General features: G+C 74.6%; 13 protein-coding genes. 12 read left to right on the forward strand and 1 reads right to left on the reverse strand.

Annotation, left to right across the window (positions count from 1 at the left end; translation table 11 throughout):
* The 12 genes from MLV88_RS14300 to MLV88_RS14355 form a co-directional block, all read left to right on the forward strand.
* Positions 1 to 1,067, forward strand: a 1,067-nt coding sequence (locus MLV88_RS14300; protein ID WP_243337800.1) for a dihydrolipoamide acetyltransferase family protein, incomplete at its 5' end; no start/stop codon positions are given.
* 7 nt (positions 1,068 to 1,074) lie between these two features.
* Complete coding sequence (locus tag MLV88_RS14305; protein WP_242372609.1) at positions 1,075 to 1,863, forward strand: TatD family hydrolase; 789 nt, start codon at positions 1,075 to 1,077, stop codon at positions 1,861 to 1,863.
* Between the two features lie 12 nt (positions 1,864 to 1,875).
* A complete protein-coding gene (locus MLV88_RS14310; RefSeq protein WP_242361469.1) occupies positions 1,876 to 2,790 on the forward strand; it encodes a tRNA threonylcarbamoyladenosine dehydratase in 915 nt (304 codons plus the stop codon).
* Positions 2,791 to 2,920: 130 nt separating this feature from the next.
* Positions 2,921 to 4,366, forward strand: coding sequence for a dihydrolipoyl dehydrogenase (gene lpdA / locus MLV88_RS14315; RefSeq protein WP_242341186.1), 1,446 nt, complete (start codon positions 2,921 to 2,923; stop codon positions 4,364 to 4,366).
* Positions 4,367 to 4,380: 14 nt separating this feature from the next.
* On the forward strand, positions 4,381 to 5,481 hold the full coding sequence (gene lipB / locus MLV88_RS14320) for a lipoyl(octanoyl) transferase LipB (protein ID WP_242341192.1): 1,101 nt from the start codon (positions 4,381 to 4,383) through the stop codon (positions 5,479 to 5,481).
* 103 nt (positions 5,482 to 5,584) lie between these two features.
* A complete protein-coding gene (locus tag MLV88_RS14325) occupies positions 5,585 to 6,109 on the forward strand; it encodes an SUKH-4 family immunity protein (RefSeq protein ID WP_242355018.1) in 525 nt (174 codons plus the stop codon).
* A 312-nt stretch (positions 6,110 to 6,421) separates the two neighbouring features.
* Positions 6,422 to 7,813 (forward strand): aspartate kinase, encoded by a 1,392-nt coding sequence (locus MLV88_RS14330; RefSeq protein ID WP_242341188.1) that lies wholly within the window; start codon positions 6,422 to 6,424, stop codon positions 7,811 to 7,813.
* A gap of 167 nt (positions 7,814 to 7,980) precedes the next feature.
* The gene (locus MLV88_RS14335; protein ID WP_242341189.1) at positions 7,981 to 8,988 is read left to right on the forward strand and encodes a hypothetical protein; all 1,008 of its coding nucleotides are present in this window, start codon (positions 7,981 to 7,983) and stop codon (positions 8,986 to 8,988) included.
* A gap of 9 nt (positions 8,989 to 8,997) precedes the next feature.
* Positions 8,998 to 9,582, forward strand: coding sequence for an RNA polymerase sigma factor (locus tag MLV88_RS14340; protein ID WP_242341190.1), 585 nt, complete (start codon positions 8,998 to 9,000; stop codon positions 9,580 to 9,582).
* Entirely contained in the window at positions 9,579 to 10,316 is a 738-nt protein-coding gene (locus tag MLV88_RS14345) for an anti-sigma factor (protein ID WP_242361467.1), read from the forward strand. The genes MLV88_RS14340 and MLV88_RS14345 overlap by 4 nt, the downstream gene beginning before the upstream one ends.
* Positions 10,313 to 11,893, forward strand: a complete 1,581-nt coding sequence (locus tag MLV88_RS14350; RefSeq protein ID WP_242341058.1) for a caspase family protein — start codon at positions 10,313 to 10,315, stop codon at positions 11,891 to 11,893. The genes MLV88_RS14345 and MLV88_RS14350 overlap by 4 nt, the downstream gene beginning before the upstream one ends.
* Entirely contained in the window at positions 11,886 to 12,833 is a 948-nt protein-coding gene (locus MLV88_RS14355; RefSeq protein ID WP_242341059.1) for a hypothetical protein, read from the forward strand. The genes MLV88_RS14350 and MLV88_RS14355 overlap by 8 nt, the downstream gene beginning before the upstream one ends.
* A gap of 7 nt (positions 12,834 to 12,840) precedes the next feature.
* Here the strand turns inward: MLV88_RS14355 and MLV88_RS14360 are convergent, their stop codons facing one another.
* Positions 12,841 to 13,833 carry a DUF6976 family protein gene (locus tag MLV88_RS14360; protein ID WP_242341060.1) on the reverse strand — a complete coding sequence of 331 codons (993 nt, stop codon included), beginning with the start codon at positions 13,831 to 13,833 and terminating at the stop codon, positions 12,841 to 12,843.
* Positions 13,834 to 13,979: the final 146 nt, after the last annotated feature.

The following is a 13,979-nucleotide window of genomic DNA, read 5'->3' on the forward strand; positions in this document are numbered from 1 at the left end:
GCGCCGCCGCCGTCGGCGCCGAGCACGGCCCAGGCGAGGGCCGGCACGGAGGCGCCCGCGGCCCGGGCCGCGACGCCGGCCGTTCCGCGCGCCGCCGCGCCGGCGGCGGCTCCGGCCCTGTCCGCGCGCCCCGCGGGCCAGAAGGCGCTGGCGACGCCGGCGGCGCGGGCGCGCGCGCGCTCGAGATCGACATCAACGCCGTGGCCGGCTCCGGGCCGGGCGGGCGCGTCACGAAGGAGGACCTCGCCGCGTTCCGGAACGCCACGAACGGGCACGGCCGCCCGGAGCGCGGGGCCGCGCCCTCGGCCGAGGTCATGCCCGCGCGGCCGGCGGCGCCCATCCCGCTGCGCCCCGAGGGCGGCGGCGCCGAGGAGCGCGTGCCGCTCCGCGGGGTCCGCAAGCGGATCGCCGAGAACATGGCCCGCTCCAAGCGGACCGCCGCGCACTTCACCTTCGTCGAGCAGTGCGACGTGACGGAGCTCGCGCGGGTGAAGGACCGGATCGCCGCCGCCGCGAAGGAGGAGGGCGTGAAGGTGACGTTCCTCCCGTTCATCGTGAAGGCGGTCGTCGCCGCGCTGAGGAAGTTCCCGAAGCTCAACGCCACGATGGACGACGAGCGCGGCGAGCTCGTGCTGCACCGCCGCCACGACATCGGCATCGCCTCCGCGACGGACGCGGGGCTCGTCGTGCCGGTGGTGCGCGGCGCGGACCGGCGCTCGCTCGTCGAGCTCGCGCGGGAGATCGAGCGGCTCGCGCAGGACGCGAAGGCCGGGCGGGCGCGGCCGGAGGACATGGGCCGCTCGACCTTCACCATCACGAGCCTCGGCGCGCTGGGCGGGATGTTCGCGACGCCGGTCCTCAACTACCCCGAGGTGGGCATCCTCGGCGTGCACCGCATCCGGCCCACCCCCGTGGTGCGGGACGGGCAGGTCGTGGTCCGGGACGTGATGCACCTGTCCATCACGAGCGACCACCGCGTCATCGACGGCCACGAGGCGGCGGCCTTCTGCTACGAGATCATCCGGACGCTCGAGGATCCGAACCTGCTCTTCATGCACATGGCGTAGGCCCGCGCTGATCGACACCCACTGTCACCTCGACAAGCTCGAGTTCGCGCCCGATCGCGACCGGGTCCTCGAGCGCGCGCGGGCGGCGGGCGTCTCGGAGGTCGTCGTCCCGGCGATCGGGCCCGACGGCTGGGCGGGCCTCGCCGGCTGGGCGCGCGCCAACCCGGGCGTGCACTTCGGGCTCGGCCTCCACCCGCAGCTCCTCCCCGAGCTCGACCCGCGGGACGACGCGCGGCACCTGGCGGCGCTCGAGGCCGCGCTCGCCGAGGGCGGCGCGGTGGCGGTGGGGGAGTGCGGGCTCGACGGGCCGAGCGTCGCCGCCGGCGCCCCGCTCGAGCGACAGGTGCGGGTGCTCCGCGCGCACCTCGCCCTCGCCCGGCGGCACCGGCTCCCGGTCGTGCTCCACTGCCTGAAGCTCCACGAGCCGCTCATCGCGCTCCTCGAGGAGGCGCCGCTCCCCGCGGGCGGCGTGCTCCACAGCTTCTCGGGCAGCGCCGACCAGGTGAAGGGCTACCTGCGCTTCGGCCTCCACTTCTCGTTCGCCGGCCCGGTGACCTACGAGCGCGCGCGGCGCCCCATCGCCGCCGTCCAGGCGGTCCCGCCGGACCGGCTGCTCCTCGAGACCGACGCGCCGGACCAGACGCCGCGCCCGCACCGGGGCCGGAACGAGCCCGCGTTCCTCCCCGAGATCGCCTCGGCCGTGGCGCGCGCCACCGGGCGCTCGGTCGAGGAGGTGGACGCGCTCACCACCGCGAACGCGCGGGCGCTCTTCCGGCTCGGGCCCCAGGGGCGGTAGAAGAGCGCGCGCATGGACACGCGTCGGCATCTTGTCGGGGGGGCGCAGACGGCGCGCCCCGCCGATCCCCCGGTCGCTCCGGCTCCCGCCTCGCCGCGCCACGACCGCACCGCGCGCCTCCTCGGCGCGGACGCCATGGAGCGGCTCGGCAAGGCGCACGTGGTCGTGCTCGGCATTGGCGGGGTGGGGAGCTTCGCGGCGGAGGCGCTGGTGCGCGCCGGGGTCGGGCGGGTCACGCTCGTGGACGGCGAGCGCGTGGACGAGACGAACGCGAACCGCCAGCTCCACGCGCTCGAGGGCGCGTTCGGCGCGCTGAAGGTCGAGGAGATGGCGGCCCGCCTCGCGCGGGTGAGCCCGGCCGTGCGGGTGGACGCGATCGCCGAGTTCTACTCGGAGGCGAGCGCGGAGCGCATCGTCCCGGCGGGCGTGTCGTTCGTCGTGGACGCGATGGACACCGTGGTCGCGAAGCTCCACGTCATCCAGCGCTGCCTCGCGCTCGGCGTCCCCATCGTCACCTCCCTCGGCGCCGCGCGGCGGCTCGATCCCACCGCCATCCAGGTGACCGACCTCTGCGAGTCGCACACCGATCAGCTCGGCAAGGACGTCCGCAAGTACCTGCGCCGGCGGCACGGGATCTCCGCGGCCGAGCCCACCGGCGTCCTCGCCGTCTGGTCGGTCGAGACGCCGCGCGAGACGCTCGCGCTCCCGGGCGACGACGGCGGTGTCCCCGGCGCGCGCCCGCGCGGGTCGGAGGAGCGCCGCCGCGGCCCGAAGGTGTACGGCAGCGCGGCGTTCGTCACTGGCGCGTTCGGCCTCGCCGCCGCGGCCGCCGTCGTGCAGCGGCTCTCCGGCGTCGCGCCCGAGACGCACCGGATCCTCTCGGAGAAGGAGGAGGCGCGGCGGCGCAAGCGGCAGCGCGCCCGCTGAGCGGGCAGGCCATCCCTCTCGGGGGAGCCGCTTTCGTGTTGACCGTCGGCGGCCCGCCGATAGAGTCCCCGCGCGCGCGAGGTCGCGCGGTTACATCTTCACCCAAGGACTCCACCCAGGAGATCGCTCCATGGCCACCAAGACCTTCGACGCCGTCGTGATCGGCGCCGGCGTGGGCGGATACCCCGCCGCCATCCGGCTCGCGCAGCTCGGGAAGAAGGTGGCGCTCGTCGAGAAGGAGACGCTCGGCGGCGTGTGCCTGAACTGGGGCTGCATCCCGTCGAAGGCGCTCATCGCCGCGGCGAACCTCGTGGACGAGATCAAGCACGCGGCCGAGCGCGGCATCGTGGCCGGCGAGCCGAAGGTGGACGTCGCGAAGCTGCGCGAGTTCAAGAACGGCGTGGTCAAGAAGCTCACGAGCGGCGTCGGCCTGCTCGAGAAGGGCAACGGCGTCGAGGTGGTGAAGGGGACGGCGACCTTCGTCTCGCCCACGGCCATCGACGTCGAGCAGAACGGCGAGCGGACGCGCGTCGAGGCGCAGGCCTTCATCGTGGCGACGGGAGGCCGCCCGGTCGAGATCCCGGGCTTCAAGTTCGACGGCAAGGACGTGTGGAGCGCGAAGGAGGCCGTCGATCTCCCGGAGGTCCCGAAGCGTCTCGTCTGCATCGGCGGCGGCATCATCGGGATGGAGCTCGGCACCGTCTACGCGAAGCTGGGCTCGCAGGTCACGTTCCTCGAGGCGCTGCCGAACATCCTCACCGGCATCGACCCGGAGGCCGTGCGGTTCGTGCAGAAGAACCTGCGCCAGCGCGGCGTCACCGTGCACGTGAACGCGAAGGCGAAGGGGTTCGAGCGCAAGGGCGCCGCGCTCGCGGTCAAGGTCGAGGTGGAGGGGAAGGAGACCACGATCGAGTGCGACAAGATCCTCGTCGCCGTCGGGTTCCGGCCGAGCCCCGAGGGGCTGGGGCTCGACAAGATCGGCGTGAAGGTCGGGCCGAAGGGGATCGAGGTCGACGCGCAGTACAGGACGAGCGTGCCTTCGGTCTTCGCGATCGGCGACGTGACGGGTGGGCCGTTCCTCGCGCACAAGGCGTCGAAGGAGGGCGAGATCGCGGCGGAGGTGATCGCCGGGATGAAGTCGGCGCGCGACTGGGTCGCGATGCCGGGCGGCATCTTCACGGATCCGGAGATCGGCACCGTCGGGCTCTCCGAGGAGGAGGCTCGCGCGCAGGGGTACGACCCCATCACCGGGAAGTTCTCGTTCGGCGCGCTCGGCCGCGCGATCGCGATCGACCACACGGACGGGTTCGTGAAGGTGGTCGCCGACCGCGCCTCGAAGCTCCTCCTGGGCGTGACGGCGGTCGGGCCGGAGGCGGCGGATCTCATCGCCGAGGCCACGCTGGCGCTCGAGATGGGCGCGTACCTCGAGGACGTCGCGCTCACCATCCACGCGCACCCGACCCTCCCCGAGGCGTTCATGGAGGCGTGCAAGACCGCGCTCGGCGAGCCCATCCACATGTTGAAGCCGCCCGAGCGCAAGAAGAAGGGCGAGGCCGCCGAGCCCGCGCGGGCGTGACGGGCGCCGCGAACGTGCGCACGCTCCTCGTCCACAGGCTCGGCCGCGTCGAGTACGAAGACGGCCTCGCGCTCATGCGCCTCGCGGGCGAGGCGGTGCGGGCTGCGACGCCGCCCGGGGTCGATCACCTCTTCCTGCTCGAGCACCCGCCGGTCGTGACGCTCGGGCGCGGCGCGGACCGGGCGAACATCGTCGCCGCCCCGGCCTGGCTCGAGAAGCAGGGCTTCGAGCTGCACGACACCGACCGCGGGGGCGACGTCACCTACCACGGGCCCGGCCAGATCGTCGGCTACCCCGTCGTCGACCTCGCCGACCGCCCCGACGTGCGCCGCTACGTCGCCGCGCTCGAGGAGGCGATGATCCGCACCTGCGCGGACTACGGGGTCGAGGCGGGCCGGCACGAGGAGCACCGGGGCGCCTGGGTCGGCCGCAAGAAGATCGGCGCGGTCGGCGTCCACCTGTCGCGCTGGGTGACCTCGCACGGCTTCGCGTTCAACGTCCGCACCGACCTCACCCACTTCCAGGTGATCGTGCCGTGCGGCATCGCCGATCCGCGCCTCGGGGTCACGAGCCTCGAGGCCGAGCTGCGCGAGCGGGGCAGGGCGGCGCCGGAGCTGCCGGAGGTGGAGGAGCGGCTCGCCGCCCACGCGGCGGAGGCCCTGGGGCGCGCGCGCGAGGACGCGTCCCCGGACCTGCGCACGGTCTCGGTGGTGCCGGTCGGCGCCGACGGGCGCGTGCTGCTCCTGCGCCGCAGCGAGGCGCGCGGCGGCTTCTGGCAGCCGGTGACCGGGCGCATCGAGGTGGGCGAGAGCGAGGCGGAGGCGGCGCGGCGCGAGCTGCGAGAGGAGACCGGCGCGGACGTGCCGGTCGAGCCGCTCGGCTACCGGCACGCGTTCGGCGTCGATCCCGTCCTGGCACGGCTCCCCGGCGGCGCGCTGCGGCTCGCGGAGGAGACCGCCTTCGCCGCCCGGCTCCCGGCCGGCTTCGAGGTCCGCATCTCCGACGAGCACGCCGAGCACGTCTGGCTCACGCCGGCGGAGGCCCTCGAGCGGCTCCGCCTGGCGGGGCTGCGCAAGGCGGTGCGGCTCGCGACGGGCTCGCCCGCCTCGCGCTGAGGCCGGCTTCCCCGGCCAGGCGCCCGGACCCGGGAGACGTGTGGTCCGAGGTGGTCCGGGCGGCGGCTCGGCGCTGTCCCGCGTCCATGGCATGATGCGCGCCGTGGTCGTCACCGAGCGCCATCGCCTCCGCGAGAAGCTTCCGGACCTCGGCAACGCCGCGCGCACGCTCGCGCTGCGCGGCGTGCCGCGCGAGGTCCGCATCCCCGGGTGGACCGGGCCGACGTTCTTCTCCTCCGAGCTCGCCGACGGGAGGCTCCGCACGCTCGAGCAGTTCGCGAGCGGCGGCGCGGAGACGGCGGGCGTGACGGGCTGGGTGATCGGCTCCATGCGCGACCCGATGTCCTGGGGCGACGAGCCGCCCGCCGCGGTCTTCGTCCTCGAGCGGGTGAGCGGCCGCGTGCTGCTCGTCGACCTGGAGCAGGGGCAGCGGCCCGCGTTCGTGAGCTCGAGCGCGGGCCTGTTCCTCGACGCGATCGACGTGTTCCTGCAGTGGTGGGGCGCCGAGGAGCCGGTCGCGCAGCGGCTCAAGCGGATCCGCACGGATCTCGCCCGCATCGACCCCCCGGCGATGGCCTCGCCGGCGAACCACTGGCCGCAGTGGCTCGATGATCTGAACGAGAGCTGAACGGGGGCTGCGCCCCCGCCCCGCCGACGGCTGACCGCCGTCGTCGGGGACCCCACCCCTGCTCGCCGGGTCCCGTGCGCCGCCGCGAGCGGCTTCGCCGCTTCCGCGGCGTCGCCCCGGCGGGCTCGCTTCGCTCGCCTGTTCGCGAATCATGATCGGCCGTTCAGCCGTGGCGGGACCGCTCGCGGCGGGCTCCCGGACCCCGCCGGTCGCCCGCTCGCGCCCCAGGGGGGTCGCGATCCCGGCCACAGTTGGTATCATCCCGGCTTTCGCCCGGAACTCCACACCATCCAGCCCCGCGGGATCCGTTCGATGATCAGCGTCGAGAAGATCGGTGGCACCTCGATGTCGGCGTTCGAGGACGTCCTCCGCAACATCATGCTGCGCGACCCGAAGCGCGTGCACGGCCGCGTCTACGTCGTGTCCGCCTACGCCGGCGTGACGAACCAGCTCCTCGAGCACAAGAAGACCGGCGAGCCCGGCGTCTACGCGCGGTTCGCGAACGGCGCGGACTACGCGAGCGCGCTCGAGGGGCTCACCGCCAAGCTCAAGGAGATCAACGCGGGCCTCGCCCCGATCGGTCTCGATCTCGCCCGCGCCGACGGCTTCATCGAGCGGCGGATGCGCGAGCTGCGCGCCTACCTCGACTCGATGCGCCACGTCCTCGCGAGCGGGTACCTGCGGCGCGACAACGTGCTGCTCGCCGCGCGCGAGATGCTCGCCGCCATCGGCGAGGCGCACAGCGCCTTCAACAGCGTCGAGATCCTGAAGGCGAAGGGCGTCGCGGCCTCCCTCATGGACCTCACCGGCTTCGACGACGACGAGCCGTTCACCATCGACGAGCGCATCCACGCCTCGTTCAAGGGCGTCGACCTCGCGAACCAGGTGGTGGTCGTCACCGGCTACACGAAGGGCGTCGAGGGGATCATGCGGGAGTTCGACCGCGGCTACTCCGAGGTCACCTTCAGCAAGGTCGCCGTCGAGATCAAGGCGAACGAGGCGGTCATCCACAAGGAGTTCCACCTCTCCTCGGCGGATCCCCAGCTCGTGGGGGCGGAGAACGCGGTGGTGGTCGGGATGACGAACTACGACGTCGCCGATCAGCTCGCCGACGTGGGCATGGAGGCGATCCACCCGAAGGCGGCGAAGCCCATGGAGCTCGCCGGCATCGCCATCCGGCTCAAGAACACCTTCGAGCCCGACCACCCGGGCACGCTCATCACGAAGCAGTACACCGGCAAGCAGGCGCGCATCGAGATCATCGCCGGCTCGCCGAAGGTGACCGCGGTCGAGATCCACGATCCCTCGATGGTCGGGACGGTCGGCTTCGACTACGGGGTGATGGAGCTGTTCCGCAAGCACGGCGTCTCGTACATCCTCAAGGCGACCAACGCGAACTCGATCACGCACGTCGTCTGGGAGAAGTCGGTGAGCGCGGGCTTCGTCGAGGAGCTCGAGAACGCCTACGAGGTCGTGACCGCCGTGCCCTCCGCGATCGTCTGCGTGATCGGCACGAACATCGCGTTCCCCGGGGTCCTCGCCCGCGCCACCGCGGCGCTCGCCGAGAACGGCATCAACGTGAACGCCGTCTCCCAGTCGCTGCGCCAGACGAGCATCCAGTTCGTCATCAACCGCGACGACTACAAGCGCGCGGTGGTGGCGCTCAACTCGGCGCTCTGCCTCAACCCTCCCGTCGCGGCGTGAGGCTCGCGAGGGCGGCGTCCCGCGACCGCGGGGCGCCGCCGCCCGCGCACCCCCTCCCACCTTCCTGACGACCCGGCGCGGGTGGCACTTTCCATTCCGCGCGGGGGAGCGTGTCTCTCTCCGTAGACCGCGCCGGAATGATCCGGCCGACCACCGAGGTCTCCGAGATGAGAAAGACGATCGCCGCGCTGTCCCTCGCCGTGCTCGCGTCAGCGTGCGGGAAGCAGGACATCACCCCTGACGAGGCGCGGAGCGCCGTCCCCGAGTCGAGCGCCATCCGCATCGACACCCCGAAGGACAGCGCGGACGCTTCCTCCCCGTCCTCCCCGGCCGCGCTCACCGCGACCGCCGAGGCGACCTTCGACGCCCGCTTCCCCGCCCTGACGACCTCGGACTACGCGCGCTGGTCCTACGTCACCGCCTGGACCGTGAACGGCGGCGCGTGGTGGACGCTCGCGACGCTCCGCCTCGTCACGCTCCTCCCGCCGACCGCCTGCAGCGGCGACACGTGCACCTGGGGCCCCTGGGACGAGGAGAGCAAGGTCGGGCTCAAGGTGAAGCGCTGGCAGCTCGTCGTCACGAAGGTCGAGGAGGGCAAGTTCACCTACGAGCTCTCGGCCATGAACCTCCTCGTGCCCGGCCCGTTCCTCTCCATCGTGAGCGGCGTCGCCGAGCCCGCCGGCCCCGGCCGCGGCAAGGGGCAGCTCACCGTCTCCTTCGACAACGCGCGCCAGCTCCCGGAGTCCGAGCAGCGCTACGGGACGCTGACGATCCAGTACGACACCACCGCCGAGGCCCGCGTCGACGCGCAGCTCGCCGGCGGGCGCGACGAGCAGAACGGGAACCCGCTCGACGCCGCGTACGCGTTCGTCGCGACGGGCGCCGGCGGGGACCTCCAGGTGGCGTTCCGCGGCCAGGACCCGGCGGCGAACCCGGTGAACCTCTCGCTCCACGCGCGCTGGGACGGGACCGGCGCGGGCCGCGGCGACGCGCGGGTCTTCGCCGAGGACGTGAACGGGAGCTGGACGTTCGACTACGGCGCGAGCGAGTGCTGGGCGGGCAAGGCGGGCGCCTTCGCGCTCACCTACGACACCGATCCGGCCTTCGGCGACGTGTCGGCCTGCGCGAGCGCCTTCCAGGGCGAGCCGCAGTACTCGACGCTCGGCCTCCCCTGAGCGGGGCGGATGGCGCGGCTCGAGGTCATCGCGGGAGGGAGGGCCGGCCCCGCCGGCCCGCTCCCCGCGGCCACGCCGGCGGCGGGGCTCGTCGAGGAGCTCTACCGCCGGCACGCCGCGGGCGTGCTCGCGCGCTGCCGCTACCTGCTGCGCGACGAGGAGGGGGCGCGCGACGCGGCGCAGGAGGTCTTCGTCCGCGCGCTGCGCGCGCTCCCCGAGCTGCGCGCCGCCGCCTCGCCGAGCGCCTATCTCCTCACCGCCGCGACGCACCACTGTCTCAACGTCCTGCGCGCCTCGCGGGCGGCGTGGCGGGACGAGCTTACGCGGCTCGCCCGGGAGCGGGTGAGCGAGGGCATCGCGCCGGACTCCCGCGAGCTCGTGCGCGCGCTCCTCGGCGCGGCGCCGGTGGAGGCGCAGGAGGTCGCCGTGCTCTACTTCGTCGACGAGCTGACGCAGGCCGAGATCGCGGCGGCGACCGGCCGCAGCCTCCCGACCGTCCGCAAGCGGCTGCGCGAGTTCCTGGGCGCCGCGCGCGGCGCGCTCCGCGAGGCGTTCCCCGACCTGACCCTGCCGGATCCGGAGGAGCTGCCATGAAGACCGAGCTGGGCGGCCCCGGCGTCGCGTGCTCGATCTCCCGGATCCGCCGGCTCGAGGCGGGCGAGCTGACGGGCGACGAGCGCTCCCGCACCGAGGGGCACCTCGCCGGCTGCGCGCGGTGCCAGGCCTCGGCGCGCGAGCTCGCGCGCGAGCGCGAGGCGCTCCACGCGTCGCTCCCGTTCGAGCGGTTCGCCGCGGGCGTCGCGGAGGGGCTCGCCCGCGCGGACGCGCCGGCCGCGGCCCCGCGCCGCCGCCTCCTCCGCGCAGGGCTGGCGCTCGCGGCCCTCCTCGTCGCCGTGGCGGCGGTGCCGCTCCTCCAGCGGCTCGCGCCCGGGCCGGACACGCAGGACTGGCGCGCCAAGGGCGCCCTCGAGCTCACCCTGTGGGCGAGCGAGGGCGGCCGCGTGCGGACGCTCGGGGAGGCCGAGCCGGTGCCGGCGGGCGCGTCGCTGCGCGTCGGGCTCCCCGCGTCGCGTCACGCGCACGCCGCGGTGGCGCTCGTGGACGGGGACGGCGTGGCGGTCCTCTTCGCCGGGCCGGCCACGGCGGGGGCGGTGGGGGACGCGTTCGCGTGGACGGGCGCGGGGGAGGGGGCGCTCGTGGCGGTGCTCGACGACCGCCCCGTGGACGTGGGCGCGCTGCGGGCCCGGCTCGAGCGGCGCGGGGCGGAGGGCGCCGCCGGGGCGGGGCCCGCGGTGATCGTCCGGCCGCTCGTGCGAGGGCGGCCGTGACCCGGGCGCTCGCCGCCGCCGCGCTCCTCGCGCTCGCCGCCGGAGCCGGCGCGGCGGAGCCGCACCGCTTCGCGCTCGTCGCGGGCGCGCCCGACGGCGGGCCCGGGACCGCGAAGCTGCGCTACGCCGAGCGCGACGCGCGCCGCATCCACGGGATCCTCACGCGCGTCGGCGGGGTCAGGCCGGAGGACGCGCGGCTCATCCTCTCCGGCAGCGCCGGCGAGCTCATGCGCGCGCTCGGAGAGCTTTCGGACCGCGCCGGCGCGGCGCGCGCGCGCGGCGAGCGCACCGTGCTGCTCGTCTACTACTCCGGGCACGCGAAGGACGGGGCGCTCCGGCTCGGGAGCGGCCGCGTGCCGTTCGGCGACCTCCGCGCCGCGCTCGAGGCCGCGCCCGCCGACGTCCGCGTGGGCCTCGTGGACTCCTGCCGCTCGGGGGCCATCGCCCGGGCGAAGGGCGTCCGCCCCGCGCCGGCCTTCGACGTCTCGGCGGCGGAGGAGGGGCCCCGCGGGCTCGTGCTCATCGCCTCGTCCGCCGGGGACGAGGACTCGCAGGAGTCGGACACCATCGGGGCGAGCTGGTTCACCCATCACCTGGCGTCGGGCCTCCTCGGCGCGGCGGACGCCTCCGGCGACGGGCGCGTCACGCTCGCCGAGGCCTACGCCTACGCGTACGCGCGCACCGTCGGCTCCACCGCCTCGAGCGCGGGGGGCGTCCAGCACCCGGTGTTCCTCTACGACCTCGGCGGCTCCGGCGATCTCGTCCTCACGGACCTCGCCCCGGTCGCAGGAGGGCTCCTCCTGCCCGCGGCCGCGGAGGGGCTCTACGTCGTGCTCGACGGCGCAGGCCGCGCCGTCGCCGAGGTGGCGAAGGGGGCAGGGGTGGAGCGGCGCGTCGCGCTCCCGGCGGGCCGGTACACCGTGAAGAAGCGGCTTGCCGACGACTCGGCGCTCCTCGTCGCGCCGGTGGCCGTGACCGGCGCCGCGCCGGCCGTCGTGGACGACGCGCGCATGGACCGGGTCCGGCTCGATCGCGACCCGCAGAAGGGCTTCTCGGGCACGCGCTGGGCCCTCCTGGCCGGGCTCGGCGCGCAGCGCTTCTTCGACCGCGCCGCGCGCGACGGGCTCTTCCCGCCCGCGGCGCTCGGCGGGCTCGAGCTCGCGGTCCGCGACGATCTCGGGCGCGGGCTCGCCTGGGGGATCGACGCCGCGCTGGGTGGCGGCGCCGGCACGCTGCGGATGCCGGGCGTCGAGCCCATCCCGGTGAAGTTCGCCGAGATCGCGGGGGGCGCCTCGCTCTGGAAGGACCTCGTCCTCGGACCGGTGGTGCTCTCGGCGGGCGCGCGGATCGGGCTCACGTTCCTCGGGCGCAGCTTCCCGGCGCGCGAGGAGCTGCCGAGCCAGACGTTCTTCACCGTGACGCCGGGGCTCGTGGGCGGCGCCGCCTGGCGCGCCTCTCCGCGCCTCGCCGCCGTGGCGCGCCTGCGGCTCTCGTACCTCTTCTACAACGTCGACGAGAACCGGAGCCTCGGGTTCGTCGAGGGGATGCTGGGGGTGGAGTATGCGCTCGGTGAATAGGCTGATCGTCCTCGCGCTCTGCCTGGGCCTCTGCGCCTGCGGCGACTACTCGACCGAGGACCTCCGGTTCCTGGCCGCCGTGCCGAGCCGCGCCGATCTGCGCGTGGAGGTCCCGCAGGACGCGGCGGCGAGCGCCGGAGCCTCGGCGCAGGTCGCGGCCTGCCCCACGCGCGCGGCCGACACGTGGCTGCGCGCCAAGCCGGAGTCGGACCGGCTGAACTCCGCGGTCGAGTTCCTGCTCGGGCTCGTGGACGTCGTCCGGCGCGAGCCGCCCTCCTGGAGGCAGGTGGACGCCCGCGGCTGGGGGCCCTTCCCCGACGGACGGCACCCGGGGCGCGAGCTCCGCGTGACGCTCCTGCGCCAGTACCCTGCGGGCCCGGAGGCGCCGCCCACGTTCGCGTACGCGTTCGACGCGCGCGTCTCCGGCGGCGGCGCCTGGACGACCGTGCTCGCCGGCTCGTTCGAGGGCGCGTCCGCCTCGCTCGGGAAGGGAACGCTCGGGCTCGACTTCGACGCGCTCTGGTCGCTCGGGATGGCCGACGCCGGCACGCCGCGGGGGCGGATGGGCGTGGAGTACGACCGCTCCGCGGAGCCGGTGCGGATCGGGCTCCTCCTCGACCAGGACGGCTTCGGCCTCGCGCAGTTCGGCTACCGCTTCGAGGGCTACGCCGACCGGAGCGGCACGTTCACCTACGCGTTCCGGAACGCCCAGGGCGACCTGCTCGTCGCGACCGCCTCCTTCGACGCGGCGGCGGCCGGGCGCGCCGCGGTGGGCTTCCGCACCGTGGCCGGGGTCACGGGCGGCTTCCGCGAGTGCTGGGATCCCGCCGCGTGCCTCGTCTACGTGGACGATCCCGCGGCGTTCAGCTGCGGAGGCGCCTGGCCCTGCTCGCTCGGCGACGTGTCGGCGTGCCCGGCGGTGCCGTCGCCGCCGTTCTGAGGACGATTCACCCTGCGTGCGAGACGGTGAGGTAGACCATCGTCTGGTTCAGGAGCTGGTAGGCGATCTCGCCGAAGGTGATCGGGCCGACGATGTCTCCGGTGGTCCTGCCCTCGAGCGACGAGTTGACGAAGTTGACGACGCAGTTGCACGAGAGGGCGACGCGCTCGGCGATCCCGGTGGGGAGCGCCGAGACGAAGGCGTCCACGTAGTCCTCGATCGGTCGGGCGTGGTGGTAACGGACCCCCGCGAACACCGGAGCGTAGAAGCGGACCTCGCCGCGGGATGGGTCCACGGACTGGAAGCTCACGTTGATCGCCGCGCCGAGGTAGTCGGCGACGAGGGGCAGGCGCGTGTCGAGGCGCGTCTCCCCGACGTACTCGGCGAAGTTGCGCTCCCGGCCGTCGATCTCCGCGAGGGTCGCCGAGAAGCCGGTCGCCGGGAAGGTGATCGTGGGCCCGGTCCCCGCCTCGAAGATGTTGAGGATCCCGATCTCCGCGCGCACGCCGGGCGGGAAGGCGACCTGCATCACGACGGCGTGGTGCTCCAGCGCCTCGGCCGTGGTGCCTTCGAACACCTTGGGCCTCGTCTTGCCGATCTCGGAGAGGTGGACCCCGGAGATCCACCCGAACAGCGGGGCGGTGGCGAACTTCTCGTACCTGGGCGCGTTCAGCGCGAACGAGAGATGCACGCGGCTCGCGTACGGAGCGATGATCACGCCCATCGAGCCCGCGGGCAGGTCCGAATACACCCGCGCGATCTCGCGCTCGTCGTAGCGGCGGATCGCGACGTACTCCGAGGGCGCGGGGAGCCGCTCGACGAAGATGCGGTGGCGATCGACCACGCCGCCTTCCTCGCTCATGAAGTACGGGATGGTCCCCCCGATCCACCTGCCCCTGGGCAGCCGGCTGAGGGGGGTCTCGTCCCCGGCGAGCAGCAGCGTCTCCCCCTCGCGGATCAGCGCCGCGACCTCGTCCACCTCGAGGAGATGCCCTTTCATCACCACGACCATATACCCGCAGTGGCGGGCTCCGCCGAACGCCAGGCGCCGGCACCGAGCGGGGTGAGCGCGTCAGGGCTGCCTTGACGGAGGGACGGGCGCGCCACGGCTGGGCGAGCGCGCCTCGCCGGCTCGCCGGACGCAGC

The sequence above is a fragment of the Anaeromyxobacter soli genome (assembly GCF_022808855.1).
Taxonomy (GTDB): Bacteria; Myxococcota; Myxococcia; order Myxococcales; family Anaeromyxobacteraceae; genus Anaeromyxobacter; species Anaeromyxobacter soli.

What these genes read in the sequence shown, in the direction of transcription:
- MLV88_RS14310 (WP_242361469.1), top strand. Translation starts at nt 1,876, where the DNA reads ATGGACACGCGTCGGCATCTTGTCGGGGGGGCGCAGACGGCGCGCCCC.
- lpdA (WP_242341186.1), top strand. Translation starts at nt 2,921, where the DNA reads ATGGCCACCAAGACCTTCGACGCCGTCGTGATCGGCGCCGGCGTGGGC.
- MLV88_RS14330 (WP_242341188.1), top strand. Translation starts at nt 6,422, where the DNA reads ATGATCAGCGTCGAGAAGATCGGTGGCACCTCGATGTCGGCGTTCGAG.
- MLV88_RS14335 (WP_242341189.1), top strand. Translation starts at nt 7,981, where the DNA reads ATGAGAAAGACGATCGCCGCGCTGTCCCTCGCCGTGCTCGCGTCAGCG.
- MLV88_RS14340 (WP_242341190.1), top strand. Translation starts at nt 8,998, where the DNA reads ATGGCGCGGCTCGAGGTCATCGCGGGAGGGAGGGCCGGCCCCGCCGGC.
- MLV88_RS14345 (WP_242361467.1), top strand. Translation starts at nt 9,579, where the DNA reads ATGAAGACCGAGCTGGGCGGCCCCGGCGTCGCGTGCTCGATCTCCCGG.
- MLV88_RS14360 (WP_242341060.1), bottom strand. Translation starts at nt 13,833, where the DNA reads ATGAAAGGGCATCTCCTCGAGGTGGACGAGGTCGCGGCGCTGATCCGC.